This is a genomic window from Streptomyces aureocirculatus (assembly GCF_000720475.1).
GTDB lineage: Bacteria > Actinomycetota > Actinomycetes > Streptomycetales > Streptomycetaceae > Streptomyces > Streptomyces aureocirculatus.
Genome location: NZ_JOAP01000071.1, coordinates 1 through 25,252 on the forward strand (window position 1 = coordinate 1; position 25,252 = coordinate 25,252).

General features: G+C 73.8%; 21 protein-coding genes and 1 pseudogene. 5 read left to right on the forward strand and 17 right to left on the reverse strand.

The window, feature by feature from the left end:
- Both IG78_RS50755 and IG78_RS0137875 read right to left on the reverse strand, forming a co-directional pair.
- Positions 1–192, reverse strand: a pseudogene (locus tag IG78_RS50755) (hypothetical protein); the annotation flags it as partial.
- A 309-nt stretch (positions 193–501) separates the two neighbouring features.
- A complete protein-coding gene (locus IG78_RS0137875; RefSeq protein WP_030573179.1) occupies positions 502–873 on the reverse strand; it encodes a PIN domain-containing protein in 372 nt (123 codons plus the stop codon).
- Positions 874–996: 123 nt separating this feature from the next.
- Between IG78_RS0137875 and IG78_RS0137880 the strand changes: the two genes are divergently transcribed.
- Complete coding sequence (locus IG78_RS0137880; RefSeq protein ID WP_030573181.1) at positions 997–2,031, forward strand: PLL family lectin; 1,035 nt, start codon at positions 997–999, stop codon at positions 2,029–2,031.
- A gap of 107 nt (positions 2,032–2,138) precedes the next feature.
- Here IG78_RS0137880 and IG78_RS0137885 read toward each other — a convergent pair whose 3' ends face one another.
- The 5 genes from IG78_RS0137885 to IG78_RS0137905 all read right to left on the reverse strand — a co-directional run bounded on the left by IG78_RS0137885 (position 2,139) and on the right by IG78_RS0137905 (position 9,014).
- On the reverse strand, positions 2,139–4,280 hold the full coding sequence (locus IG78_RS0137885; RefSeq protein ID WP_030573184.1) for a 3-hydroxyacyl-CoA dehydrogenase NAD-binding domain-containing protein: 2,142 nt from the start codon (positions 4,278–4,280) through the stop codon (positions 2,139–2,141).
- Positions 4,277–5,503, reverse strand: a complete 1,227-nt coding sequence (locus IG78_RS0137890) for a thiolase family protein (protein ID WP_030573187.1) — start codon at positions 5,501–5,503, stop codon at positions 4,277–4,279. Before IG78_RS0137890 ends, IG78_RS0137885 begins: the two co-directional genes overlap by 4 nt.
- Before the next feature lie 528 nt (positions 5,504–6,031).
- Positions 6,032–7,327, reverse strand: coding sequence for a ribonuclease D (locus IG78_RS0137895; protein WP_030573189.1), 1,296 nt, complete (start codon positions 7,325–7,327; stop codon positions 6,032–6,034).
- Positions 7,328–7,405: 78 nt separating this feature from the next.
- Complete coding sequence (locus IG78_RS0137900; RefSeq protein ID WP_016643199.1) at positions 7,406–8,068, reverse strand: response regulator transcription factor; 663 nt, start codon at positions 8,066–8,068, stop codon at positions 7,406–7,408.
- A 289-nt stretch (positions 8,069–8,357) separates the two neighbouring features.
- A complete protein-coding gene (locus IG78_RS0137905; protein ID WP_030573192.1) occupies positions 8,358–9,014 on the reverse strand; it encodes a DUF3000 domain-containing protein in 657 nt (218 codons plus the stop codon).
- 558 nt (positions 9,015–9,572) lie between these two features.
- Here IG78_RS0137905 and hemE point away from each other — a divergent pair.
- Positions 9,573–10,640: a uroporphyrinogen decarboxylase gene (gene hemE / locus IG78_RS0137910; RefSeq protein ID WP_030573194.1), complete on the forward strand. Its 1,068-nt coding sequence runs from the start codon at positions 9,573–9,575 to the stop codon at positions 10,638–10,640.
- A 41-nt stretch (positions 10,641–10,681) separates the two neighbouring features.
- Here the strand turns inward: hemE and IG78_RS0137915 are convergent, their stop codons facing one another.
- The 3 genes from IG78_RS0137915 to IG78_RS0137925 all read right to left on the reverse strand — a co-directional run bounded on the left by IG78_RS0137915 (position 10,682) and on the right by IG78_RS0137925 (position 14,484).
- Positions 10,682–11,581, reverse strand: a complete 900-nt coding sequence (locus IG78_RS0137915; RefSeq protein WP_030573195.1) for an NAD-dependent epimerase/dehydratase family protein — start codon at positions 11,579–11,581, stop codon at positions 10,682–10,684.
- 255 nt (positions 11,582–11,836) lie between these two features.
- A complete protein-coding gene (locus tag IG78_RS0137920) occupies positions 11,837–13,225 on the reverse strand; it encodes an FAD-dependent oxidoreductase (protein WP_030573196.1) in 1,389 nt (462 codons plus the stop codon).
- Positions 13,226–13,311: 86 nt separating this feature from the next.
- Entirely contained in the window at positions 13,312–14,484 is a 1,173-nt protein-coding gene (locus tag IG78_RS0137925; protein WP_078965765.1) for a DUF4349 domain-containing protein, read from the reverse strand.
- A 182-nt stretch (positions 14,485–14,666) separates the two neighbouring features.
- On the opposite strand from IG78_RS0137925, the gene hemG reads away from it, so the two are divergent.
- Both hemG and hemQ read left to right on the forward strand, forming a co-directional pair.
- A complete protein-coding gene (gene hemG, locus IG78_RS0137930) occupies positions 14,667–16,166 on the forward strand; it encodes a protoporphyrinogen oxidase (protein WP_051853389.1) in 1,500 nt (499 codons plus the stop codon).
- A 4-nt stretch (positions 16,167–16,170) separates the two neighbouring features.
- Positions 16,171–16,890, forward strand: a complete 720-nt coding sequence (hemQ, locus tag IG78_RS0137935) for a hydrogen peroxide-dependent heme synthase (protein WP_030573201.1) — start codon at positions 16,171–16,173, stop codon at positions 16,888–16,890.
- A 51-nt stretch (positions 16,891–16,941) separates the two neighbouring features.
- Here the strand turns inward: hemQ and IG78_RS0137940 are convergent, their stop codons facing one another.
- From IG78_RS0137940 to IG78_RS0137955, 4 genes are all read right to left on the reverse strand, one after another.
- Positions 16,942–18,639 (reverse strand): alpha/beta hydrolase, encoded by a 1,698-nt coding sequence (locus IG78_RS0137940; RefSeq protein WP_031129559.1) that lies wholly within the window; start codon positions 18,637–18,639, stop codon positions 16,942–16,944.
- A gap of 147 nt (positions 18,640–18,786) precedes the next feature.
- The gene (locus IG78_RS0137945; RefSeq protein WP_030573205.1) at positions 18,787–19,557 is read right to left on the reverse strand and encodes a TIGR04222 domain-containing membrane protein; all 771 of its coding nucleotides are present in this window, start codon (positions 19,555–19,557) and stop codon (positions 18,787–18,789) included.
- 90 nt (positions 19,558–19,647) lie between these two features.
- The gene (locus tag IG78_RS0137950) at positions 19,648–21,054 is read right to left on the reverse strand and encodes an MbnB/TglH/ChrH family RiPP precursor modification enzyme (RefSeq protein ID WP_051853385.1); all 1,407 of its coding nucleotides are present in this window, start codon (positions 21,052–21,054) and stop codon (positions 19,648–19,650) included.
- Between the two features lie 190 nt (positions 21,055–21,244).
- Positions 21,245–22,012 carry a DUF4142 domain-containing protein gene (locus IG78_RS0137955; protein WP_030573209.1) on the reverse strand — a complete coding sequence of 256 codons (768 nt, stop codon included), beginning with the start codon at positions 22,010–22,012 and terminating at the stop codon, positions 21,245–21,247.
- Positions 22,013–22,294: 282 nt separating this feature from the next.
- Between IG78_RS0137955 and IG78_RS0137960 the strand changes: the two genes are divergently transcribed.
- Positions 22,295–22,738 carry a DUF5959 family protein gene (locus IG78_RS0137960; RefSeq protein ID WP_030573211.1) on the forward strand — a complete coding sequence of 148 codons (444 nt, stop codon included), beginning with the start codon at positions 22,295–22,297 and terminating at the stop codon, positions 22,736–22,738.
- 38 nt (positions 22,739–22,776) lie between these two features.
- On the opposite strand, the gene IG78_RS0137965 is transcribed toward IG78_RS0137960, so the two are convergent.
- The 3 genes from IG78_RS0137965 to IG78_RS0137975 all read right to left on the reverse strand — a co-directional run bounded on the left by IG78_RS0137965 (position 22,777) and on the right by IG78_RS0137975 (position 25,202).
- Positions 22,777–23,655, reverse strand: a complete 879-nt coding sequence (locus IG78_RS0137965) for an alpha/beta fold hydrolase (protein WP_225882303.1) — start codon at positions 23,653–23,655, stop codon at positions 22,777–22,779.
- Positions 23,652–24,317, reverse strand: a complete 666-nt coding sequence (locus tag IG78_RS0137970) for a TetR/AcrR family transcriptional regulator (RefSeq protein ID WP_051853387.1) — start codon at positions 24,315–24,317, stop codon at positions 23,652–23,654. The genes IG78_RS0137965 and IG78_RS0137970 overlap by 4 nt, the downstream gene beginning before the upstream one ends.
- Positions 24,318–24,395: 78 nt before the next feature.
- Complete coding sequence (locus IG78_RS0137975) at positions 24,396–25,202, reverse strand: aminoacyl-tRNA hydrolase (RefSeq protein ID WP_030573218.1); 807 nt, start codon at positions 25,200–25,202, stop codon at positions 24,396–24,398.
- Positions 25,203–25,252: the final 50 nt, after the last annotated feature.

Sequence of the window (25,252 nt, forward strand, 5' to 3'; positions counted from 1 at the left end):
GCGTTCCTGCGCCCCGCGCCCCGCGCCCCCGCCCCGCACCCGTGCTCCGGGGCCCCGCCCCGCGCCCCGGGGCCGCGCCCCCACCCCCGCGCCCGCGGGCTCCGCGCTCGGGTCCGCACCCCCGCCCGCCCCTGTGGGCAACTGGGCCGCCAGGGGCGGCACGGGTGGGCACAGGCCCCGGCCTACGGTCACGGGCTGTGGGGCTAGCCGCGCACCGCCTAGGGGCCCACGCCCGCCGGGTGGGCACAGGCCCCGGCTTACGGTGACGGGCTGTGGGGCTAGCCGCGCACCGCCCAGGGGCCCACGCCCGCCGGGGGGCACAGGCCCCGGCCCACGGCGACGGGCTGTGGGGGCTAGCCGCGTACCGCCCGGGGGCCCACGCCCGCCGGGGGGCACAGGCCCCGGCCACGGTGACGGGCTGTGGGGGCTAGCCGCGCACCGCCCAGGGGCCCACGCCCGCCGGGGGGGCACAGGCCCCGGCCACGGTGACGGGACGGGGGGCTAGCCGCGTACCGCCCGGGGGCCCACGCACTCCGCGCCCAGAGCGCCCACCCGGCGGCGGAGTTCGCGGTCGGCGGTGGCGACCACGCAGGGGCCGGGGGACTCGGTGACTAGTTCCACGATGCGGTCGTCGCCGCTCGCGGGGGCGGAGTCCACCCGTACCCCCTCGACGGAGTCGACCCCCCGCGCCTGCCCCTCGACGACGAGGACGACATCGAGGGGACCGGGATACAGGGGCGGCAGCCCGAGCGCGGCGAGCGGCACGAGCCGGTCCCGCAAGCGCTCCGCGGCCCCCCGCCGGTCCCGCCACCACCCGTCGGGCACGGAACCCACGACATTGGCGCCGTCCACGACGAGGGTCACAGTCTCCATGTGGCCAAGCCTCGCACGCCCGGGTGCACCCACCCCCACCACGCCCATTAGAGTTGCAGGGACCCGACCTCACTGGCCCCGCCCCCGGAACGCCGCATGCCCCAAGCCCTCCCCCCACCGACCGTGACCGGCGACTGGCTCATACGCGCACGCGACGGCAGGCTCGCCGTGTACGCGTGCGAGAGCGACGCCGTGGTCTGCCGCACCCAACGCCGCCCGGGCGGCCCCTGGACGGCCCCCCGCGCCGTCGGCGGCGACCAGCGCGTGCACCCCGTCCTCGCCGTGGGACAGGGCACCGACGCGTACGCACACCTGGTGTCGTGGCGCCCCACCGTCCCCGGCGAGTCAGGACTCGTGCACTCCACGCACTTCCAGCCACACCTCACCGCCCTCGACTGGAACCCGCTCGGCCACCCGAACAAGAAGGGCGAGAGCACCGGCGTACCCGCCGTGACCGTCGACGCCCAGGGCCGCGCCCACGTCTTCGTACCCAACCGCGGCGGCGGCCTCAGCATGCGGGGCCAGAAGGAGAGGGGCGGCTGGGGGCCGTGGCGCGACCTCAAGGGCACGGGCGTGACAGGACCGGTCGCCGCGGTCACGGGCGAGTCGGGCCTCGTCACGGCGTACGCGACCACCCCCGGCGGCATCCTGCGCTGGCGCCAGGCCTCGCCCGGAGCCGTCCCCGCCCTGGACGGCGCCCCGCTCGCGGTCCGCGCCCGCCCAGGCACCCTGCGCGCCCTCGCCACGTCCGCCGAGCACACCACGCTCTACTTCACGGACGAGGACGGCCGGTTGTGCGCGTGGCGGGGCTCCGCCGACGACGCGCCCATGCGCCTCCTGACGGCGGCGGGCCCGGGCCCGGTGTCCGCGCTGCGCTGCGACCTCGACGGCCACGACTGCACCTTGCTGGCCCAGCGCGCCGAGAGCGGCCGTGTCGCCTTCGCCGCCTACCCGACCGAACTGGAGTCGGCGGGCGCCTGGTGGACCGAGTCGGGTCCCGCCCTGCCGATCGACGCGCGGGTCTCGCTCGCGAAGGACGCCGCGGGCCGGGTGGTCGCCGCGACCTTCGTACCCGGCACCGGCGCCCTGCGCCTCACCTACCGCAAGGACGAGCCCGGCCTCGCCCTCAGAGCCTGGGAGCAGGCGGCCTCCGCCTGACCACGGCCGCGCGCGGCAGGCGAGGCGGTCATCCCCTGACATGGAAGTGCCCGGTACGTCGTCTCGTACGACGACGTACCGGGCACCCCACGCTCACACGCCCGCGCTTACGCGGGCACGCTCGCCACACCCGGCTCCAGGAACCGCTTGCCGTTGACGCGCTCGCTGACACCCTCACGGTCAAGGTACGGCGTGACGCCGCCCAGGTGGAAGGGCCAGCCCGCGCCGGTGATCAGGCACAGGTCGATGTCCTGCGCCTCGGCGACGACACCCTCGTCGAGCATGAGCCCGATCTCCTGGGCGACGGCGTCGAGCACCCGGGCCCGCACCTGCTCCTCGGTCAGGACCAAGTCGCCCTGCTTCAGGAGCGCGGCCACCTCGGGGTCGAGCTCCGGCTTGGCGCCAGTCTCGGCGGAGTGCACGTAGAAGCCGCGCTTGCCCGCCTCGACGACGGACTTCAGGTTCGGCGACACCGTGAAGCGGTCCGGGAAGGCCCGGTTGAGGGTCTCCGAGACGTGCAGACCGATGGCCGGACCGACCAGTTCGAGGAGGACCAGCGGCGACATCGGCAGGCCGAGGGGCTCGACGGCCTTCTCGGCCACCGGCACCGGGGTGCCCTCGTCGATGACGTTCTGGATCTCGCCCATGAAGCGGGTGAGGATGCGGTTCACGACGAACGCCGGGGCGTCCTTCACCAGGACCGCGGTCTTCTTCAGCTTCTTGGCGACACCGAAGGCCGTGGCCAGCGAGGCGTCGTCGGTCTGCTCGCCGCGCACGATCTCCAGGAGGGGGAGGATCGCGACCGGGTTGAAGAAGTGGAAGCCGACGACCCGCTCGGGGTGCTTCAGCTTCGACGCCATCTCCGTGACGGACAGGGACGAGGTGTTCGTGGCGAAGATCGCGTGCGCCGGGGCGACCGCCTCCACCTCCGCGAACACCTGCTGCTTGACGCCGATCTCCTCGAAGACGGCCTCGATGACGAAGTCCGCGTCCGCGAAGCCCTCCGCCTTGTCCAGGACACCGGTGACCAGCGCCTTCAGGCGGTTCGCCTTGTCCTGGTTGATACGGCCCTTGCCGAGCAGCTTGTCGATCTCGGCGTGGACGTAGCCGACGCCCTTGTCCACGCGCTCCTGGTCGATGTCGGTCAGCACGACCGGCACCTCAAGGCGGCGCAGGAAGAGCAGCGCGAGCTGCGAGGCCATCAGGCCCGCGCCCACGACGCCGACCTTGGTGACCGGCCGCGCCAGGTTCTTGTCCGGGGCGCCCGCGGGGCGCTTGGCGCGCTTCTGGACGAGGTTGAACGCGTAGATGCCGCTGCGCAGTTCGCCGCCCATCATGAGGTCGGCGAGCGCGGTGTCCTCCGCGTCGAAGCCCTTCTGGAGGTCGCCGTCCTTCGCGCCCGCGACGATGTCCAGGGCGCGGTACGCGGCCGGGGCCGCGCCGTGCACCTTGGAGTCCGCGATGGCGCGGCCGCGGGCGACCGCCGCGTCCCAGGCCTCGCCGCGGTCGATCTCCGGGCGCTCGACCTTGACGTCCCCCTTCAGGACGGACGCCGTCCACACCAGCGACTGCTCCAGGAAGTCCGCGCCCTCGAACAGCGAGTCCGCGATGCCGAGTTCGAAGACCTGCTTGCCCTTGAGCTGCTTGTTCTGGTTCAGCGAGTTCTCGATGATGACCGAAACCGCGCGGTCCGCGCCGATCAGGTTCGGAAGGAGCGTGCAGCCGCCCCAGCCGGGCACGAGACCGAGGAAGACCTCGGGCAGGGAGAAGGCGGGCAGGGCCTTCGACACGGTCCGGTACGTGCAGTGCAGACCGACCTCGACGCCACCGCCCATGGCGGCACCGTTGTAGTACGCGAACGTCGGCACGGCGAGCCCGGCGAGCCGCTTGAAGACGTCGTGGCCGCCCTTGCCGATGGCGAGCGCGTCCTCGTGCCGCTTGAGGATCTCGACGCCCTTGAGGTCGGCGCCGACGGCGAAGATGAACGGCTTGCCGGTGATGCCGACGCCGACGACCGTGCCCTCGGCGGCCTCCTTCTCGACCTGGTCGAGGGCGGCGTTCAGGTTCGCGAGCGAGCCCGGGCCGAAGGTGGTCGGCTTGGTGTGGTCGAAGCCGTTGTCGAGGGTGATGAGGGCGAAGCGCCCGGCCCCCGCGGGCAGGTCGAGGTGGCGTACGTGAGCCTGCGTCACGACCTCGTCGGGGAACAGCTCGGCCGCACCCTTCAACAGCTCAGTGGTGGTGGTGCTCACTTGTCGCCTCCGGCGTCCTTGTGGTGCGGGTTCTCCCAGATGACCGTGGCGCCCATGCCGAAGCCGACACACATGGTGGTCAGGCCGTAGCGGACCTCGGGCTGCTCCTCGAACTGCCGCGCCAACTGCGTCATCAGCCGGACACCGGACGAGGCGAGGGGGTGGCCGAAGGCGATGGCGCCGCCGTACTGGTTGACGCGGGCGTCGTCGTCGGCGATGCCGTAGTGCTCCAGGAAGGCGAGGACCTGTACGGCGAAGGCCTCATTGATCTCGAAGAGACCGATGTCGTCGATGCGCAGGCCCGCCTGGGCGAGGGCCTTCTCGGTGGCCGGGATGGGGCCGTAGCCCATGACCTCCGGCTCGACTCCGGCGAAGGAGTACGAGACGAGCCGCATCTTGACCGGCAGCCCGTTCTCGCGGGCGAAGTCCTCGGAAGCGATGATCGAGGCGGTGGCGCCGTCGTTGAGACCGGCGGCGTTGCCCGCCGTGACCCGGCCGTGCGTACGGAACGGCGTCTTCAGGCCCGCGAGGTTCTCCAGGGTGGTGCCGGGCCGCATCGGCTCGTCCTGGGTCGCGAGCCCCCACCCGGTCTCGCCCGCTTCTTCGTTGGTGCGGCGTACGGAGACCGGCACCAGGTCCTGCTGGATCTTGCCGTTGGCGTACGCCTTGGCGGCCTTCTCCTGCGAGCGCACCGCGTACTCGTCGGCGCGCTGCTTGGTGATGGAGGGGTAGCGGTCGTGCAGGTTCTCCGCCGTCATGCCCATGAACAGGGCGGACTCGTCGACCAGCTTCTCGCTCACGAAGCGCGGGTTGGGGTCGACGCCCTCGCCCATGGGGTGGCGGCCCATGTGCTCAACACCGCCGGCGATCACGGCGTCGTACGCGCCGAAGGCGATGGAGCCCGCGGTGGTGGTGACGGCCGTCAGGGCGCCCGCGCACATGCGGTCCACCGAGTAGCCCGGCACGGACTGCGGCAGCCCGGCGAGGATGCCGGCCGTACGGCCGATGGTGAGGCCCTGGTCGCCGATCTGCGTGGTCGCGGCGATCGCGACCTCGTCGATCTTGGCCGGGTCCAGGGCCGGGTTGCGGCGAAGGAGCTCCCGGATCGCCTTGACGATCATGTCGTCGGCCCGGGTCTCGTGGTAGATACCCTTCGGTCCCGCCTTGCCGAACGGGGTGCGGACGCCGTCGACGAAGACGACGTCCCTGACGGTACGAGGCACGATGGCTCTCCTCCAGGGTGCGGTGCGCCTGCGGCGCGCTTCCTCGGGTCATGCTACTTGCCGGTAACTACAAGGCCAAGGGTCCCCCCGGAGAGGAACACGTCACACAGTCCGGGGGTGTGTCCAATGGTCCTGGCCTCCGGACCGCTCGCTGGGCGAGGCGACTCCGTACCTGCGGTCCGTCCTCGGCCTGAGCCCGTTCAAGGCCGCGCTGTGGAGCCTGGTGCCCGCCGCGGGAGTGGTCGTTATGGAAGTTGGGCGGTCTACAGCAGGGACATGGCCGACGCGCCGCTCTCCTGCGTGCCGCAGGCCGAAGCCGTACGCGAAACGCTGGGCGGCGCGACGGCCGTCGTCGGCCCAGTCGCCCGACGGGACCCCCACCGCCGTACTGGCGGCCGCGCGCGACGCCTTCACTCACGGGATGAGCTACGCGGCCGTCGTCATGGCCGCGGCCGGGCTCTTCTCGTTCACCTGGCTGAGGGGCGCGGGGAGCACGAGGCGCCCGACGGAACCAGCGCGCGCCCCCGCCTAGGGCGCGGGCGTCGCCAGCGCGGCCGCCAGGGCCGGTGCGACCTGGGTGATCTGCCAGGGGCGGGCGCCGTAGGCGGTCAGGGTGGTGGCGACGGAGGGGACGGAGAGGTCGGCCGGGGGCTCCCAGCAGACGCGGCGGACCGTGTCCGGGGTGATCAGGTTCTCCTGCGGCATGCCGAGGCGCTCGGCGAGCGCCGACACCGCCGCCCGCGCCGCGGAGAGCCGGGCCGCGGCGGCCGGATCCCGGTCGGCCCACGACCGGGGCGGCGGCGGCCCCGCCACCGCCTGCCCGGGCTGCGGCAGCTCCGCGTCCGGCAGCGCCTTGGCACGGTCGACCGCGGTCTGCCACTGCTCCAACTGACGCCGCCCCATCCGGTGCCCGAATCCGGGCAGCGCGGTGAGCGCGTGCACGTTCGGGGGCAGGGCGAGGGCCGCTTCCACGATCGCGCCGTCACTGAGGACCTTGCCGGGGGAGACGTCCCGCCGCTGGGCGATCCGGTCCCGGGTCGTCCACAGCTCCCGTACGACGGCCATCTGCCGTCGGCGCCGCACCTTGTGCATGCCCGACGTACGCCGCCAGGGGTCCTTGCGGGGCGGGGCGGGCGGCGCGGACGCGATCGCGTCGAACTCCTCGCGGGCCCACTCCAGCTTCCCCTGCCGGTCCAGTTCCTTCTCCAGCGCGTCCCTCAGGTCGACGAGGAGTTCCACGTCGAGCGCGGCGTAGCGCAGCCAGGGCTCGGGGAGCGGGCGGGTGGACCAGTCGACCGCGGAGTGGCCCTTCTCCAGGACATAGCCGAGGACGCTCTCGACCATCGCGCCGAGGCCGACCCGGGGGAACCCGGCGAGCCGCCCGGCGAGCTCGGTGTCGAAGATGCTGGACGGAACCATGCCTATTTCCCGCAGGCACGGCAGGTCCTGGGTCGCCGCGTGCAGCACCCACTCGGCGCCGGCGAGCGCCTCGCCGAGCCCGGAGAGGTCGGGGCAGGCGACGGGGTCGATCAGCGCGGAGCCCGCGCCCTCACGGCGGAGCTGGACGAGATACGCGCGCTGTCCGTAGCGGTACCCGGAGGCCCGCTCGGCGTCCACGGCCACCGGTCCCGTACCGGCGGCAAATGCCGCGATGACCTGCGCGAGGGCATCGGGGTCCGCGACGACCGGCGGAATGCCGTCACGCGGTTCGAGCAGAGGGGTGGGAGTCCCTTCGACGGAGACGCCTGCGACGCCTTCGTCCGGAGGAGCGCCTCCGGTGGTTCGCAGTGAGCTGTCTGCTGCGGTCTCTTGGGCGTCGGTCACCTGTGAAGGGTATCTGTGAACGCACGGCGCCCGTCGACGGAACGTTACGTCGACGGGCGGCGAGGGGGTGTAAATCAGTCAGTGGATGATGCCCGTGCGCAGGGCCACCGCGACCATTCCCGCGCGGTCGCCGGTGCCGAGCTTGCGGGCGATGCGGGCGAGGTGACTCTTTACGGTCAATGCGGACAGGCCCATCGAGACACCGATGGCCTTGTTGGACTGCCCCTCGGCCACCAGGCGGAGCACTTCCACCTCGCGGCCCGACAGCTCGCGGTAGCCGCCCGGGTGGCTCGGGGTACCCGGCGGACGCCGGTGCATACGGGCGGCTGCGGAGCCGATGGGGGCGGCGCCGGGGCGGGTGGGGAGCCCCACATTGGTACGGGTGCCGGTGACTACATAGCCCTTGACGCCGCCCGCGAGGGCGTTGCGCACGGCGCCGATGTCATCGGCGGCGGAGAGCGCGAGTCCGTTGGGCCAGCCCGCGGCACGGGTCTCGGACAGGAGGGTCAGGCCGGAGCCGTCGGGCAGATGGACGTCGGCGACGCAGATGTCGCGGGGGTTGCCGATGCGGGGACGAGCCTCCGCGATGGACGAGGCCTCGATGACGTCACGTACACCGAGGGCCCACAGGTGGCGGGTCACGGTGGAGCGGACGCGGGGGTCGGCCACGACGACCATGGCGGTCGGCTTGTTCGGGCGGTAGGCGACCAGGCTTGCGGGCTGCTCGAGAAGAACGGACACCAGGCCTCCTGGGGTGGCGGAACGGAACCGGCGCGGGGATGAAGCCGGGACGAACCGTGCTTTTCAAGGTCACAAACCTCTTCGGCACCAAAGCCACCCGCCTTTAGGGGATGATCACGATTTGGTGAGTAACAATTCGGACGAGTCGGACACGTGATCGATCATCCGACGATCAAAACCTCTCACCAGGCGTATCGCCCCGCTCCCGGCGCGCCGGTCGTGCGCCCGCGTCAATCGCGGGGGTCAGCGTCGCGCCGCCCTCACGTGGGCCGCGGGCTGCTCCGCACCCTCACGTGGGCCGCGGGCCGCGCCGCTGCGGCAGCGACACCACGGAGCCGTCGGCCGCCGCGACCGGTGGCAGCCCCGCGATCTGGCACAGCAGATCGCACCACGCCACCAGGTGCGCCCCCGTGTCCGGCACCCCGCCGACCGACTCGCGCGGCGTCCACGACGCGCGGATCTCGATCTGCGAGGCGGGCGGGCGCTCTGCGAGACCGCCGAAGTAGTGCGAGCCCGCCCTCGTCACCGTGCCGCTGGGCTCCCCGCACGCCAGGCCCCTGGCCCCCAGCGCCCCGGTCAGCCAGGACCAGCACACCTCCGGAAGCAACGGGTCCGCCGCCATCTCCGGCTCCAGCTCCGCCCGTACCAGGGTCACCAGGCGGAACGTCCCCTTCCAGGCGTCGTGCCCGGCTGGATCGTGCAGCAGCACGAGCCGGCCGTCCGCCAGATCCTCGTCGCCCTCGACGACTGCCGCCTCCAGCGCGTACGCGTACGGGGCGAGGCGTTTGGGGGGCGGTGTCGGATCGATCTCGATCTGTGGCCGCAGCCGTGCGCCGCGCAGTGCGTCGACCGCAGCGCGAAACGGGGGCGGACCGGTGTCCGCCACCCCCTGTGCGCCGTCCATCTCGTCGGCGCCGTCCGACCGTTGTTCTTGAGCCGCAGCCATGCGGGGAAGGTTAAGGGGAACGGCGCCTCCGTGCAGGGAGGCGCCCCTTTCGGGGCGCGCTTCGCTCTTCCCTTGACCCTGTGGGGGTGGGTGTTTCTTTCTGGGGGGCGTGGGGGGGGGCGGTTGTCGCGCTGCGCGCTCGTCCTCAAGCGCCGGACGGGCTTTTGGTGCGCTGCGCGTTCGTCCTTGGGCGTGTGGTGGGTTTTGTCGCGCTGCGCGCTCGTCCTCAAACGCCGGACGGGCTGATACTGCGCTGCCGGTTCGTTTTCGGGTGTCGGGCGGGCTGGTGCTGTGCTGCGGGTTCGTTTTCGGGTGTCGGGCGGGCTGGTGCTGCGCTGCGCGCTCGTCCTCAAACGCCGGACGGGCTGGTATTGCGCTGTCGGTTCGTTCTCGGGTGCCGGACGGGCTGGTGCTGTGCTGCGGGTTCGTTTTTGGGTGGCGGGCGGCTGGTGCTGCGTTGCGGGTTCGTTTTTGGGTGGCGGGTGGGCTGGTATTGCGCTGCGTGGGTTTTGGTGGTCCCGGCGTCTTGGGGGGGCGGGGGCGTGCGAGACTTTGGGGGTGAGTGTCAATGACGAGGCCGTCGGCCAGCAGACCGCAGCGACGTACGACTCCGCCTTCCTGAAGGCGTGCAGGCGCGAGCCCGTGCCGCACACGCCGGTCTGGTTCATGCGGCAGGCAGGGCGCTCACTGCCCGAGTACCGCAAGGTCCGTGCGGGCACCGCCATGCTGGAGTCCTGCATGATGCCGGAGCTCGTCACGGAGATCACGCTGCAGCCGGTGCGCCGCCACGGCGTGGACGCAGCGATCTACTTCAGCGACATCGTCGTACCGCTCAAGGCCATCGGCATCGACCTCGACATCAAGCCGGGCGTCGGGCCCGTCGTGGAGCAGCCGATCCGCTCCCGCGCGGACCTCGCGCAACTGCGGGACCTGACGCCGGAAGACGTCCCGTACGTCACCGAGGCCATCGGCATGCTCACCCGTGAGCTGGGCGAGACACCGCTCATCGGATTCGCGGGCGCCCCCTTCACCCTCGCGAGCTACCTCGTCGAGGGCGGTCCGAGCCGTAACCACGAGCACACCAAGGCCATGATGTACGGCGACCCGCAGTTGTGGGCCGACCTCGTGGACCGGCTCGCGGAGATCACCGGCGCCTTCCTGAAGGTGCAGATCGAGGCCGGCGCCGGCGCCGTGCAGCTCTTCGACTCCTGGGTCGGCGCGCTCGCGCCCGCCGACTACCGCCGCTCCGTGATGCCCGCGTCCCGCAAGGTCTTCGACGCCGTCTCCGGGTACGGGGTGCCGCGCATCCACTTCGGCGTCGGCACCGGTGAACTGCTCGGGCTCCTCGGTGAGGCCGGGGCCGACGTGGTCGGCGTGGACTGGCGGGTGCCCCTCGACGAGGCCGCCCGGCGGGTCGGGCCCGGCAAGGCGCTCCAGGGCAACATCGACCCGGCCGTCCTCTTCGCCTCGCGCGAGGCCGTCGAGGCCAAGGCCGACGACGTGCTCACCGCGGCCGCGGGCCTCGACGGGCACATCTTCAACCTCGGCCACGGCGTGCTGCCCACCACCGACCCGGACGCGCTGACCCGCCTCGTGGAGTACGTCCACACGCGTACCGCTTCCTGACCCGGCGGGGGGCACGCCGACCCCGCCGCGCCCGGACGCACCTACAGCGGCACGAGCACCGCCGCTTCCCACAGCTCCGTCAGCGACTCCGCCAACGTGTGCTCGGGGTGCCAGCGCAGTTCGCGGGCCGCCGCGGTGATGTCCGCGCACTGCCAGGGGACCGCCGCCGAGCGGCCGGAGCCGGGGGACTCCTCCAGGCGGCCGCGGAAGCCCGCCGTGCGGACCAGGCCGTGAGCCAGGTCGCGCACCGGGATCGCCCGGCCGCTGCCGACGTTGAGCACCGGAGGGAGCGGGCCCGGAGCCGTCACGGCCAGGGCCACCGCGCGGGCCACGTCGCGGACGTCGACGAAGTCGCGCTGGACCGACAGGTCACCGACGCGGATCGTGCCGTGCGGGGAGTGCCCGGTGGCGTGCCGCAGTTCGGCGGCGAGCCTGCCCGGCAGGCCCGCGGTGGGCGCGCCCGCGCCGACCGGGTTCGTCACCCGCAGGACGACCGCGTCGAGACCCGACGCCGTGACGGCGAGGGTCCCCGCGAGCTTGGTCGCACCGTACGGGGCCGGTGGGCGGGCCGGGGCGTCCTCCGGCGTCCGCTCCCCGACGGGGCACGGCCCGTACTCGGCGGCGGAGCCGAGGTGGACCAGGCGCGCGCCGGGCGCGGCTGCCCGCATCGCCGCGCACAGGGCGGCCGGGCCGCGGGCGTTGATCTCCGCGAGGGTCAGGACGCTGCCGCCGACCACCCCCGCGCAGTTGACGACCGCGTCCGGCGCGAGCCCCGCGAGGGCGTCCACGAGGCTGCTCTGCGGGTCGGTGGCGAGGTCGCACCGCATGTCGGAGCCCGGGGCACGGCCGCCGGTGAGCAACTGTGTGCCCGGCAGGGCGCGCAGTCGCTCGGCGATGTGCCCGCCCAGGTATCCGGTAGAGCCCAGGACGAGTATCCGCACGGTTTCGTCACGCTCCCTCGCTCGGCCCGACGGGCCTGGGACCGCGGCGGTGTCGCCAACGCTCGGCCCGTCCCCCCAGCAACCCGCGCCACCTGTCACAGTGTGTGCGCGCCGCTCTGACGCGTCACATAGTGCGCGCAGATTGTGAGTCCTGTGCTGATTCTGTGAAAAGTGGCGAAAAAGAGTCGGGAACTTTCTCCAGCATCCCGCGGCACAGGCCCCTGCCCGGAGCCCGGGCAGGGGCTCGAAGGGCCCCTACGCGCCGGAACCCGCCCGTACCGCCGTCACCGCCTTGCGCGCGGCCACCAGGACCGGGTCCCACACCGGCGAGAACGGCGGCGCGTAGCCCAGGTCGAGTGCGGTCATCTGCTCCACCGTCATCCGGGCGGTGAGCGCGACGGCCGCCACGTCGACCCGCTTGCCCGCACCCTCGCGGCCCACGATCTGGGTGCCGAGGAGGCGGCCCGTGCGCCGCTCGGCGAGCATCTTCACCGTCATCGAGCCCGCTCCGGGGAAGTAACCGGCGCGGCTCGTCGACTCGATGGTCACCGCCTCGTACCGCAGCCCCGCCGAGCGCGCGTCCTTCTCCCGCAGGCCCGTGCGGGCGATCTCCAGGTCGCACACCTTGCTCACGGCCGTGCCGACGACGCCGGGGAACGTCGCGTAACCGCCGCCCACGTTCGAGCCGATGACCTGTCCGTGCTTGTTGGCGTGCGTGCCGAGCGCGATGTGCCGCTCGCGGCCCCACACCAGGTCGAGGACCTCCACGCAGTCGCCGCCCGCCCAGATCGCCCCGTCCGCGAGGGGCCCGCGCACCCGCATCGAGAGGTCCGTGAGCAGCCCGCCGTGGTCCCCGAGCGGCAGCCCCGCCGCGCGGGCGAGGTCCGTCTCGGGGCGCACGCCCATGCCGAGCACCACCACGTCCGCCGGGAACTCGTCGTCCCCGGTGACCACCGCGCGCGCCCGGCCGTCGTCCCCGGTACGGATCGCCGTGACCTCGGTGTCGTTCACCATCGTGATGCCCATGCGGGTCATCGCCTCGTGCACCAGGCGGCCCATGTCAGGGTCGAGGGTGGCCATCGGCTCCTCGGCGCGGTTGACGACCGTCACCTCGTATCCGCGCCGCAGCAGGGCCTCCGCCATCTCCACGCCGATGTAACCGGCGCCGACCACCACCGCCCTGCGGCCCTCCGTGTCACCGAGCGTGTCCAGGAGCGCCTGGCCGTCGTCGAGGGTCTGCACGCCGTGCACGCCCGGAGCGTCGATGCCGGGCAGGTTCGGCCGCAGCGGCCGGGCGCCGGTGGCGATCACGAGCTTGTCGTACGAAGTCCACTCCTCGGCGCCCGACGCGAGGTCCCGCGCGCGCACCCGGCGCTCCCGCGGGTCGATCTCCAGGACCTCGGTGCGCATCCGCAGGTCGATGTCGCGCTTGCGGTGCTCCTGCGGCGTCCGCGCGACCAGCGCGTCCCGCTCGGCCACGTCACCGGCCACCCAGTAGGGGATGCCGCAGGCCGAGAACGAGGTGAAGTTCCCCCGCTCGAAGGCCACGATCTCCAGCTCCCGCGGGTCCTTGAGCCTGCGCGCCTGGGACGCGGCCGACATCCCGGCCGCGTCCCCTCCGATGATCACCAGTCGTTCACTCATGCGCCCACGCTACGGGGCACCTCGCGCGGGCTCCCGGTGCCGCCCCCCAGCCCGGCACCGGGAGCCCTTCCCTGCCCCTGACGCCCTCACGTACCGCCAGGCGCGCCCGGGGTACCGGCGATTCCGGGGCTGCGCGGGGCTCCCGGTGCCGGGCCGGGGCTGCGCGGGGCTCCCGGTCCGCCGGGCCCGCCGGGAGTCCCGGCCGCGGACCCCGGGGACCCCGTCGACCCCGCGGGCCCCCGCCGCGCGAGTCGGGGCCGCGCCACCCGCAGCCACAGCAGCCCGAGCAGCGCCGCGACCGCCGCGAACGGCAGGGCCGCCGCCACGGCGACCGCCACCCACCCCAGCACCGTGACGAACGCGCCCCACCCGCCGGACAGCGCGTCGGTGAAGGACGTGCCGCCGTCTCCGCCGCCCGCCGCGGACGACGGTGGCGTCTCGGTGAGCGTGAGCGTGATCGTCGCCATCGTGGTGCGGTCCTTCAGCGAGGCCTGCTGGGCGAGCAGGGACTCCAGGTCCGACTGACGGCTGCTCAGCTCGCCCTCCAGGGAGACGATGTCAGCGATCTTCGTGGCCCTGTCCATCAGCGCCCGCACCCGCGCCACGCTCGCCCGCTGCGTCTTGATCCGGCTCTCGACGTCCACGACCTGCTCGGTGACGTCCACCGCCTTCGCGGAGCGGCTGACGAGGCGGCCCGTGCCCGCGAGTTCGGAGAGCACCTGGCCGTAGCGGTCCCGCGGGACCCGCAGGACGACGCGCGAGCGGTCGCCGCCGTGCCGGTCGCGGTCCGTGGACTCGTCGCCGACCAGGCCGCCCGCGCCCTCGGCCGCCGTGCGCGCCCGGTCCAGGGCGCGCGGCACGTCCTTGACGCGCACCGTCAGGGACGCGGTGCGGAGGATGTGGCTGTCCGCGGGCCGCGCCACCCCGCCGGGCCCGCGCGACCTGCCGCCCTCCCGGCCCTTGGCGGCACCGGCCTCCCCGGTGCGGCCACGATCCCGGTCCGCCTGCCCGCCGCCGAGCCCGGCTGCTTCCTTCCCGGCTGCTTCCTTCCCGGCTGCTTCCTTCCCGGCTGCTTCCTTCCCGGCGTCCTGGCGCGCCGCCGCGCCCTTGTCGCTCCCGGCACCGGCGGAGTCGCCGTCGCCCGCGCCACCGCACCCGGCGAGCGCCGGCGCGAGCAGCAGGGCGGCGGGCGCGGTGGCCCACCGGCGCCGCGGCCCGCCGGACCGCCTCGACGTACCGGGCGCCCTTGTCGTGTGCATCGGCGTACCCCCGAGGGTCGTGGTGAATGTGCTCCTACGACGCCGGGGCACCCCCACGCGTTCGACCCCCTCGGTCCCGAACCGGTCCCGGCGGGGTCACGGAGCGGACTCGCCCGGGTGCCGGAGAGACCGGGGGTGTTTGAGAGAGTGGGGGCATGCGCGCAGCGGACAGTTTCACCGGCATGAACGGCGGCGGCGACGACGGCGACGGCTTCGGCGGCACGGGCCTCGGGCACGTCGTGGTCATCGGCGGCGGCATCGCGGGACTCGCCGCCGCGCACCGCCTGCTCGGCACCGGCGCGCGCGTCACCCTGCACGAGGCCTCCGCGCGGCTCGGCGGGAAGCTGCACGCCGGTGAGATCGCCGGTGTCCGTGTCGACCTCGGCGCCGAGTCGATGCTCGCCCGCAGGCCGGAGGCCGTGGCCCTGGCCCGCGCGGTCGGCCTCACCGACCGGCTACAGCCACCCGCCACCGCGGGCGCCGCCCTGTGGACCAGGGACGCGCTGCGGCCCCTGCCCAAGGGCACCGTCATGGGCGTACCCGGCGACGCCGCCGCCCTCGCGGGCATCCTCTCCGAGGACGGGCTCCGCCGTATCGAGCAGGACCGCGAGCTGCCGCCCACGGAGGTCGGCGACGACGTCGCGGTCGGCGAGTACGTCGCGGGGCGGCTCGGCCGCGAGGTCGTCGACCGGATGGTGGAACCCCTGCTCGGCGGGGTGTACGCGGGTGACGCCTACCGCATCTCGATGCGCTCAGCCGTACCGCAGCTCTTCGAGGCCGCCCGCAGCCACACCTCGCTCACCGAAGGCGTCCGCGCCCTCCAGGCCCGCGCGGCACAGCACCAGCAGACCGGCCCGGTGTTCATGGGCGTCGACGGCGGCGTCGGCACCCTCCCGCTCGCCGTCGCGGACGCCGTACGGGCACGCGGCGGGCAGATCGCGCTCAACAGCCCCGTGCACGGCCTGCGCCGTACCGCCGACGGCTGGGAGGTACGCGTGGGGGACCACGAGGGCCGGGGCGACGGTCACATCGAGCGCGCCGACGCCGTCGTCCTCGCGCTGCCCGCCCCCGCCGCCGCCCGGCTCCTCGACCACGAGGTGCCCGGAGCCGCCGCCGAGCTGCGCGCCGTCGAGTACGCCTCCATGGCCCTGATCACTCTCGCCTACCGGCGCGCCGACGCGGCCGTGCTGCCCGCGGGCAGCGGGTTCCTGGTGCCGCCCGTGGACGGCCGCACCATCAAGGCCGCCACCTTCGCGACCCAGAAGTGGGGCTGGATCGCCGACCAGGACCCGGACCTGTTCGTGCTGCGCGCCTCCGTCGGCCGCTACGGCGACGAGAAGGACCTCGGCCGCCCCGACGGCGAGCTCGTCGACATCGCGCGGCAGGACCTGCGCACCGCCACCGGCCTGGCCGCCGCCCCCGTCGAGTCGGCCGTCACCCGCTGGCACGAAGGGCTGCCGCAGTACCCGGTCGGCCACCACGCGCGCGTGGCCCGCGTCCGGGAGCACGTGGCGCGGGTGCCGGGCCTCGTGGTCTGCGGAGCGGCGTACGACGGAGTGGGCATCCCGGCCTGCGTCGCCGGAGCGCACGCCGCCGTCGACCAGCTCTCGGGGGACCTCTCCGGCGTGCGCCGGCTCACCGCCGACCCGGTGCAGAGCCTGCACGGCGGCGCGGGAGAATAGGGCCATGAGTGACGAAGCTTCCGCCAAGATCCCGAACGCCGGCAAGAAGGCGAAGGACCTCAACGAGGTCATCCGCTACACGCTGTGGTCCGTCTTCAAGCTCCGCGACGTCCTGCCCGAGGACCGCACCGGGTACGCGGACGAGGTCCAGGAGCTGTTCGACAAGCTCGCCGCCCGGGACGTCACCGTCCGCGGCACCTACGACGTGTCCGGTCTGCGCGCCGACGCCGACGTCATGATCTGGTGGCACGCCGAGACCGCCGACGAGCTCCAGGAGGCCTACAACCTCTTCCGCCGCACCAAGCTCGGCCGCGCCCTGGCGCCGGTGTGGTCGAACATGGCGCTGCACCGCCCCGCGGAGTTCAACAAGTCGCACATCCCGGCGTTCCTCGCCGACGAGACGCCCCGCAACTACGTCTCGGTCTACCCCTTCGTACGCTCCTACGACTGGTATCTGCTGCCCGACGAGGACCGCCGCCGCATGCTCGCCGACCACGGCAAGATGGCCCGCGGCTACCCCGACGTGCGCGCCAACACCGTCGCCTCGTTCTCCCTCGGCGACTACGAGTGGCTGCTCGCCTTCGAGGCCGACGAGCTGTACCGCATCGTCGACCTGATGCGGCACCTGCGCGCCTCCGAGGCCCGTATGCACGTCCGCGAGGAAGTGCCGTTCTACACCGGCCGCCGCAAGTCCGTGGCGGACCTGGTGGCGGGCCTGGCCTGACCCGGGAGCCGATATCCGGTTGCCGCGCCCGCCGCGCGGGGGTTTCGCCTGTCACACGACGTGGGGCCGCGCCGCCGCGCGCGGCCCCACGAGCGGTTGTGGCTCCGGGCGCGGGGCGCACGCCGCACGCCCCTCCGGGAGCCGTCCCCGCAGGAGATACGCCTCCAAGTGGCCGTTGACGCACGCGTTGGGGCCGCCCCCGATGCCGTGCGTGCCCGCGCCCCGCTCCGTCACCAGGACCGATCCCGCGAGCCTGCGGTGCAGTTCCAGAGCGCCCGCGTACGGCGTCGCGGCGTCCCGCTCGGCGGCCAGGATCAGGGTCGGCGGCAGCGCGTCCGCGGCGGCGCGCACGTCCACCGGCTCCTGGCGCGGCTCCGGCCAGTACGCGCACGGCAGATTCATCCAGGCGTTGTCCCAGGTCTCGAAGGGCGCGAGACGGGCGAGACGTGTGTTGTCGCGGTCCCAGACGGCGAAGTCGGTGGGCCAGGGGGCGTCGTTGCACTGGACGGCGGTGTAGACGGCGTTGCCGTTCTCCTCCTCGGCGGCCGCCGCCGGGTGCGGTGCGGCCTGCTCGACGAGCGGCTTGGCGTCGCCCTTCAGATACTGCGACAGGGCCGTGGCCCGCATCGGCCAGTAGTCGTCGTAGTACGCGGCCTTCAGGAACGCCGACTGCAACTGGGCCGAGCCGACCCTGTCGCCGGCCGGTTCGTGTGTGAGCCGCGCGCGGACCGTCTCGTAGGACCGCTGTACCGCCTGGGGTGTCGCGCCCAGACGGTAGGTCCTGTGGTGCCTCGCGACCCAGGCCCGGAAGTCCGCCCAGCGCCGTTCGAAGGCCAGGGACTGATCGAGGTTGTTGGCGTACCAGATCCGGTCCGGGGCCGGGTTGACGGCCGAGTCGAAGACCATGCGGCGCACGTGCCCGGGGAACAGCGTCGCGTACACGGCGCCGAAGTAGGTGCCGTACGAGGCGCCCATGAACGTCAGCTTCCGCTCGCCGAGGGCGGCACGCAGCACGTCCAGGTCACGGGCGTTGTTCACGGTGGTGTAGTGGCGCAGGTCGGTGCCCGCGTGCCGGGCGCAGCCGCGGGCGTACGCCTTCGCCCGCGCGATGCGTTCCGCCTTGTACGAGGCGTCCGGGTGGCTCGGCGAGTTGGTGGGGGCCTTGGCGAACTGCTCGGGATTCTGGCAGGTCAGGGGGGCGGACCTGCCGACACCGCGCGGGGCGTAGCCGACGAGGTCGTACGCCGCCGCCAGGCGCTGCCACTCCGGCATCGGGCCGACCATCGGGAAGTACATCCCGGAGGCCCCGGGACCGCCCGGGTTGAAGACCAGGGCACCCTGCCGGTCGACCCGCTTGCCGTCCGCCTCCCTCGTCGCCGCGACCCGGCTGACGGTGAGGCGGATCTGCTTGCCGTCGGGGCGGGCGTAGTCGAGGGGGACGGTGACCGTGCCGCAGCGCACGGACGGCGGCAGGTTCTCCGCCTCGGCACAGGCGCCGAAGCGGATGCCCGCGGCGTGGGCGCGCTGGGCGGCGAGGCCGGTGCCGAGGGCCTCGGCGGCGGGAGCGGGGTCGAACCCGGCCGCGGGTTCGAACCCGGCGGCGGGGGCTCCGGGCACGGGGGCCGCGGGCACGGGGGTGGCTGCGGCAGCGGGGGCTGCCGTGAGGGCGCTCAGGACGAGGGAGCCGACAGTGCCGACAGTTCCGACCGTTCCGATGGTTCCGTACAGGGTGGCTCTCGGTGCTCTCATCGCTGTTCTGTGTCCCTTTCGCGCGGCGCGGCCCCGCGGCCCCCGAATCATAAAATCGGATAAACCGCAGCAAAGGGATATTCAGTTCGATGATCGATGAAGTAAAGCACCGGCTCGCGGATGTCGGCGCAAAGACCCCTATGGGCCTCAGGGGTGCGACTCGCGGTACCCGTCGAGGTTCGGGTCACGGTGCGAGAGGGCGGCGCGCAGTGCCGGGTCCTCCAGGGCGCGCAGCCCGCGGACGGCCACCGACGTCAGATCGTCCCGCGAGGGCAGCGCCCCGAGCAGCCGCTGCCCCGCCGGCGAGGCCCAGCGCGTGGTCGGCACCTCGAACCGGGCGATGGCCAGACAGCTCAGCGTGAGGAAGAACGGCAGCGCGAACCACACCGCGACCGGCGTCTGTCCCGCGCGCCCCTGCGCGGGCAGCAGCGTCGCGCACACCCCCAGGGCCACCACGGCGACCGCCGCGGCCCGCACCTGCCGCGCCGCGCCCGCGATGCCCGTCCAGGCCCCGTCCGGCACCGCGAGCCCCGCCGCGACGAGCCGGTCCGCGAGGGCCCGCACCGCATCGGCCGCCGCCGCGGCCCTGCGCACCGGGGCGATCGGCGACTGCCCCGCGGGCCCGATCGCCCCGAGCACGGACCGCTCCATGTCGTCCCTGGCCACCGGGTCCACGACGGTGGCCCACCCGGTGTGCGCGAGCAGCAGCCGCTGCCTGCGCGCCATCGAGAGGAGCGCCACGTCGACGACCCGGCCGGGGCCGCCCGACAGGAACGCCGCCTCGTACAGCGTGAGCTGCCGTCCCTGATGCGCCCCCCTGGCCTCACCGGCCGCGGCACGCACCGCCGCCAGACACAGCCGACCGCACGTGAGCAGAGTGAGGGCGCAGGCGAGAAGCAGCAACGGAACCCAGAACATGCCGGATTTCTATGTGAAGGCGCTGTGCCGCCGCCACCTGAATTCCACGATGTGGACGGCCAGGCGTCCACGGTGCGGGCGTGGACATGTTCAGCCCCCGAGCCGCGCCTCGGCCTCGCGCCCGGCCCGGCGCAGGGCGAGGCGGCCGGTCCGGGCCCGCAGCCAGCGCGTCAGCGGCCCGCTGCCCAGCGGCTTCGGACCCGAGCGCTCCAGCCACCAGGTCCGCAGCTCGCCGGAGCTGTCCGGGTGTCCCGCGAGCAGCAGATGGACGGCGAAGTCCAGCGCGTCCGCACGGTAGCCGCCCGTCATGGGGCGGGAGCGTGCGTACGCGACGAAGTCCGCGCGGTACGTCGGGCCGACGATCCGCGGCAGTTCGGGGGCGACCTTCGCCACGACGTCCGCACGCTTGTCGCTCAGCGCCCGGCTCTGCACCCGCAGCCGGGTCCCGTCGAAGCCCTCCGGGGCGGGCGTGCCCGCGACGAGGGCGGAGAGCAGGGCGGCCTGGGAGAGCGCCACGCGCTGACGGGTGGCGGCCGGTACGCGAGTGGTGGGGGCACCGGCGGCGGAGGGCGGGGGAGTGGTGCGGGCGGGCGTCTTCGGAGCGCTGGCGGGAGCACGCCGCGCCGACCCCGCCACCGTGTCCCGGATCGCGTCCAGCTCCCGCTCGAGCTCACCCTCCTCGGGGAAGTTCTCGTCCCGCTCCAGGAGCACGCCGGGCGGGCGCGTACGCGTGGCGAGGTCGGCGAGGATGTCGAGTACGGGCTGCGGCACCGGGTGGGCGTGGCTGTCGTGCCAGACCCCGTCCCGCTCGAAACCACCCGCCACATGGACGTACGCGATGGCCTCGACCGGCAGCTCGGACAGGGCGCGGGACGGGTCCTCGCCCCGGTTGACGTGGTTGGTGTGCAGATTGGCGACGTCGATGAGTAGTTGTACGCCGGTCCGCTCCACCAGCTCGTACAGGAACTGCCCCTCCGTCAGCTCCTCTCCCGGCCAGGAGATGAGCGCGGCGATGTTCTCGACGGCGAGCGGCACCGGCAGCGTGTCCTGCGCGATGCGGACGTTCTCGCAGAGCACGGCGAGCGCGTCCTTGGTGCGCGGCACCGGAAGCAGATGCCCGGCTTCCAGGGTCCTGGACGCGGTGAGCGCGCCCCCGGCCCGTACGAACGCGATGTGCTCGGTGACCAGCGGCGAATCGAGTGCCTCCGCGCGCTCCGCGAGGGCGCTGAGGCGCGCCGGGTCCGGGCGGTCCGCGCCGCCGAGCCCCAGCGCGACGCCGTGCGGCACGACCGTGACGCCGCGCTCGCGCAGTCGCAGCAGCGAGTCCGGCAGATGGCCGGGGCAGACGTTCTCGGCGACCGCCTCGACCCAGTCGATGCCGGGCATGCGCTCGATGGCGTCCGCGATCTCGGGCCGCCATCCGATCCCGGTCCCAAGGCGTACGCCCCCGGCCGTCGGCTGTACGCTCCCGGCCGTCGGCTGTACGCCCCCGGCCATGGGCTGTGCCGTCGCTCCCTGCTCAGTCGTGCTTCGTCCCACCGTGCCCCGTACCGTCGTCCCCTGCGCAGTCATGACTCCCCCTCGGTGCCTGCCGTCGGTGCTCCCCGCCCGTTCCGTAGCGCCGTTCCGTAGCGGGAGTCATGACCCCGACAGTCTGCCCCGAACCCTCTGATCAGCGGTTCCAGAGCTACATTTGAGGTTCCGGACGGTTGGTGTTGACGGTGCCCGGGGGGCCGGGGGAGGGCCGTGAGGTGCCGGAGACGTCGCCGGTGGGTCCGGCGGGCGCGGGGGCGGGGGGCGCGTCGCGGCCGGGAGCGGGCGGGCCGGTCGGGCTCGCGGTGGAGCTGGCGGCGGAGCCGTTCGCGATGGCGTCGAAGTCGACGTACCCGGTGCCTTCGAGCATCGTGATGTGGTCGAGGACGGTCTGGTTGGCGTCGGACGCCAACTGCCGCACGAGCGAGTTGCGGGTGGTGTCGCGGACCTGGGCGACGAGGGCGAAGACCTTGCCGTGGGCGACGCGCAGCAGGTTGGCGAACTTGCGCTGGTACGTCTCGCCGGTCGCCGCCGTCAGCTCCCGCAGCCAGCCCTGCTGCTGGTCGCTCGGCTGGTTCGGCAGCTCGACGCCGAGCTGCGAGGAGACGTCCCGCACCCGCTGGTCGAGGTCGGTGTGGCCGACGATGAGGTGGTCGCCCGCGTCCTTGATGGCCTTGCTGGGCGCGCGCTCCACGGCCTGCTGCCCGGCGGGGATCTCCCACAGCCCGGCGAGCCGCACCTTCACGAGGAAGTCACGGTCGGTGGCCGACAGGGGCCCCCAACGCGTGGCGACGCTCCCGGCGTTGAGGTTGGCCTCGCCGGTGCCGGAGCGGTCGGCGTAGGACCACACCGGGAAGGCGAGCGCGCCGACGGTGACGACGAGGGCCGCGATGATCAGGGCGGTGCCGTTCACGCGCCCGATGTGCCTGATGCGCTGCAAGGTGCCTCCCGAGCGGCAACCCGGCCGGGGGCCGGGCTACTTGGTGGTACGGGAAGGTACGGGAGGTGCGGGGGCCGTGTTCAGCACAGTGAAGGTTCTGTGACGGGCGTCACGTCGAGCGGTGCGGGAGGGCCGGGGGGTCAGGAACCGCGGCGTTGTCAGTGCCGTCGTCTAGGGTCCGCAGGACAGGCAATCGCGAGCGCTGCACCGCGTGTTGCGGAGCGCACGGGGAACACGGCGAGCACGGCGAACACGGGAGGGGCCATGGCGTCAGAGGAGTCGATCGACCTGATCCGCCTGGAGGGCGAGGACAACAGCGTGACCGTCCGCATCACGGGGAAGCGCCCGGCGCCCGGGCGTTCCGGCGTCGAAGTGCTCGTCGGCGAGATCCTCGTCGACACCGCCTTCGTGCGGGGTTCGCTGGCCACATCGGTGTCGCCGGAGGACCTCACCGAGTGGCGCGAGACCCTCGACGCCCTGGACGGCGGCGAGGACCGCACCTGGCGCGCGGGCCGCCGTGACCCGGAACTCTCCGTGGAACTCGACCCGGACGGCGAGCTCGCCCACGTCACGATCACCGACCACGCGATGTCCCTGACCTCGGTGACCGCGACCGTCACGCTCACGGACGAGTGGTTCGACGAGGCGTACGAGCGCCTGGACGAGACGCTGCGGACGTGGCCCGTGGAAGGGGCGCTGCGGGGCTGACGGGCGGGCCCGTGCCGGGGGTGCGCCCGCGGCGGGGCTCAGGGCGCGGGCAGGAACGGGACGATGGCGTCCAGGAAGTGGTCGTTCTGGTCGCCCGCCACCGTGTGGCCCGCGTCGGGCACCTCGACGCGGCGGGCATGGGGGACGCGGGCGCAGAACTCCTCGGCGATGTCGTCGCGTACGACGTCGCTGATCGCGCCGCGGACGAGCAGGATCGGTGCGGCGGTGCGGCGTGCGGCGTCCAGGAGGCGGTCCGCCATGCCGGGCGGGTCCATGCGGCCCTCGAAGCTGTCGAGCAGCCGGGGGTCCCAGTGCCAGACCCAGCGGTCGCCCTGACGGCGCAGGTTGTTCCGCAGGCCCTGGAGGCCCTGCGGGCCGTTCGGACACGGGCGGTGCGGCAGATACGCCGAGACCGCCGCGCCCGCCTCCTCGACGCCCCCGAAACCGTCCGGCCGCCCGCGCATGAACGCGACGATCCGGCGCACCCCGCGGGGATCGGGCCGGTGGGCCACGTCGACGAGCACCAGGGCGCGTACCGCCGCCCTCGGTTCCTCCCCGGCGGCAAGGAGCGCACTCAGACCGCCGAGGGAGGCACCGACGAGCGTCGGCGGGCCGCCGGGTTCGGCGAGCGCGTCGACGAGCGCCCGGACGTCGTCGGCGAACAGGCCGAGGTCGTAGGCGCCGTCGGCCGACCACTGGCTGGTGCCGTGCCCGCGCAGGTCCGGGGCCACGACCCGCCACCCCAGCGCGGCCAGGCGGGGGCCGGTCCTGCCCCAGGCGTGCCGTGTCTGGCCCCCGCCGTGCAGCAGGACGAGCGGAGGTGACGAAGCCTCGCCCCATTCGTCCGCCGTGAGCAGGATTCCGTCACGGCCCGTGAAGCGAAGGGGCCGGGGCGGCACGGTCTCGTCGGGCGTCACGCCGAGCCCCGGGAGCGGAGCGGCGTAAGGAGCCGGTCGCGGTGGGGGTCCGCGGCCGCCGCTGCCAGCGCGACGTCCAGCGCCAGCAGTACGCGCGCCAGGAACCGTTCGTCGTCGATCCGCCCGGCGACCCACTGGTGCAGCGCACCCACGCACGCGGTGCCGACCACGGAGGCCAGCGCGTCCGTGTCGGCGTCCGCACGCAGAACGCCCCGCTCGCGGGCGTCCGCAAGCGCCCGGCGGAGCTGCGTGAGCGGACTGCGGTCGAGTACCAGGCCGCTCTGCTCCCACTCGCGCACCATGCGACGCGACACGACCGGATCGTCCACGAACAGTTGGACGGTCGACGCGACGACGTCTCGCGGGTCACCGGTCCCCAGCAGCGTGAGGCGCCGCTCCAGTTCGTCCGTGAACCCGGCGGCGAGTGCCTCCCAGATCTTGTCGCGCGGCCCGATCAGGTTGTACACGGTCGCCGGGGCGACCTGTGCCCGCTCGGCGATCCGCTCCGTGCCGAGCACCGAATCCGGTTCCGCCCGCAGGAGTTCCCGCGCCGCGTCCAGGATCCGGCCCCGCCGCTCGGCCTTGTGCCGCTCACGCAGCCCCTGCCCCAGCCCCCGCCCCCGCCCTTGTCCCTCCTCGGCCGTCCGCGTCCGAGCACACATCCGAAGCACACCCTTCGCTGAAACGTAGAGAGTGCTCTAAATTTAGAGGAGGCTATGAATTTTGCAAGGCCTCGGGATTCACGGGTGCTGTTTCCGCGGGAGCGGGCAGAGGTGGCTGCCTCCCTCGACCACGACGGTCTCCCCGGGGGCGATCTCCGTGAAGCCCGCGTCCCGTACCAACGGCAGCCCGGCGGCGACCAGTTCGTCCCAGCGGGACGGGGACGCGGTGCGGACGGACAGGGCGAAGTCCGCCTCGCGCCAGGCCGCGCGGTCCGCCGCGGACAGTTCCCACCACGCCAGTTGGGCGCCGTGCCCCGCCTGGGCCATCGTCTTGCCCGCCGACATGGACACGTGGGGGTTCAGCCACAGGACGGGCGCCGCCGGGTCGGGTTCCGGTACGGGGTCCGGGTCGTCGAGGTCGGTGCCGGAGACCTGGAGGCGGGCCAGTTCCTTGGGCCAGCCGTCCAGGGGCACCGGCGGGAAGACGCGGACCTCGGCCGCCTTGCCGGTGACCGTGATGCCGGGCAGCGCCTCCGCGCGCCGCCACTCCGCGCCGCGCGCCCTGCGCACCACCTTGCGGATGCGCGCGTCCTGCCAGTCCCGCATCGCCCGGGCCCAGGCACCGTCGCCGAGCGACCGCTCGTCACTCAGGATCGTGAGGACCGCACGGGCCGCCGTCTCCAGGGCGTCCGTACGCGCCGGGGGCGCCGCGCGCTCTATGCGGGCCACCAGGGGCAGGACGAACTGCGGGGCGTCGTCGCGCGCGGGGGCCGGGGCGGGCTCGGCCGGCGTGGGGCGGTCGCCGGGGGCGTTCTGCGGGGCGCCCTCCGGACTGTCCTGCGGGACGCCCTCGGAGGCGGTGGAGGGGGGTTCGTTGCTGGTCACGCGTCCAGTTTGCCAGGGGGCGGGTTGGGGCCGGGGGGTGGCTGCCGGGC

Bases quoted from the DNA above. Each gene is read 5' to 3' on its own strand.
- IG78_RS0137950 (WP_051853385.1), bottom strand. From the start codon at position 21,054: ATGGCCGGGGGCGTACAGCCGACGGCCGGGAGCGTACAGCCGACGGCC.
- IG78_RS0137920 (WP_030573196.1), bottom strand. From the start codon at position 13,225: ATGAGTGAACGACTGGTGATCATCGGAGGGGACGCGGCCGGGATGTCG.
- IG78_RS0137925 (WP_078965765.1), bottom strand. From the start codon at position 14,484: ATGCACACGACAAGGGCGCCCGGTACGTCGAGGCGGTCCGGCGGGCCG.
- IG78_RS0137960 (WP_030573211.1), top strand. From the start codon at position 22,295: ATGGCGTCAGAGGAGTCGATCGACCTGATCCGCCTGGAGGGCGAGGAC.
- IG78_RS0137970 (WP_051853387.1), bottom strand. From the start codon at position 24,317: ATGTGTGCTCGGACGCGGACGGCCGAGGAGGGACAAGGGCGGGGGCGG.
- hemQ (WP_030573201.1), top strand. From the start codon at position 16,171: ATGAGTGACGAAGCTTCCGCCAAGATCCCGAACGCCGGCAAGAAGGCG.
- hemG (WP_051853389.1), top strand. From the start codon at position 14,667: ATGAACGGCGGCGGCGACGACGGCGACGGCTTCGGCGGCACGGGCCTC.
- IG78_RS0137875 (WP_030573179.1), bottom strand. From the start codon at position 873: ATGGAGACTGTGACCCTCGTCGTGGACGGCGCCAATGTCGTGGGTTCC.
- IG78_RS0137905 (WP_030573192.1), bottom strand. From the start codon at position 9,014: ATGGCTGCGGCTCAAGAACAACGGTCGGACGGCGCCGACGAGATGGAC.
- IG78_RS0137945 (WP_030573205.1), bottom strand. From the start codon at position 19,557: ATGTTCTGGGTTCCGTTGCTGCTTCTCGCCTGCGCCCTCACTCTGCTC.
- IG78_RS0137940 (WP_031129559.1), bottom strand. From the start codon at position 18,639: ATGAGAGCACCGAGAGCCACCCTGTACGGAACCATCGGAACGGTCGGA.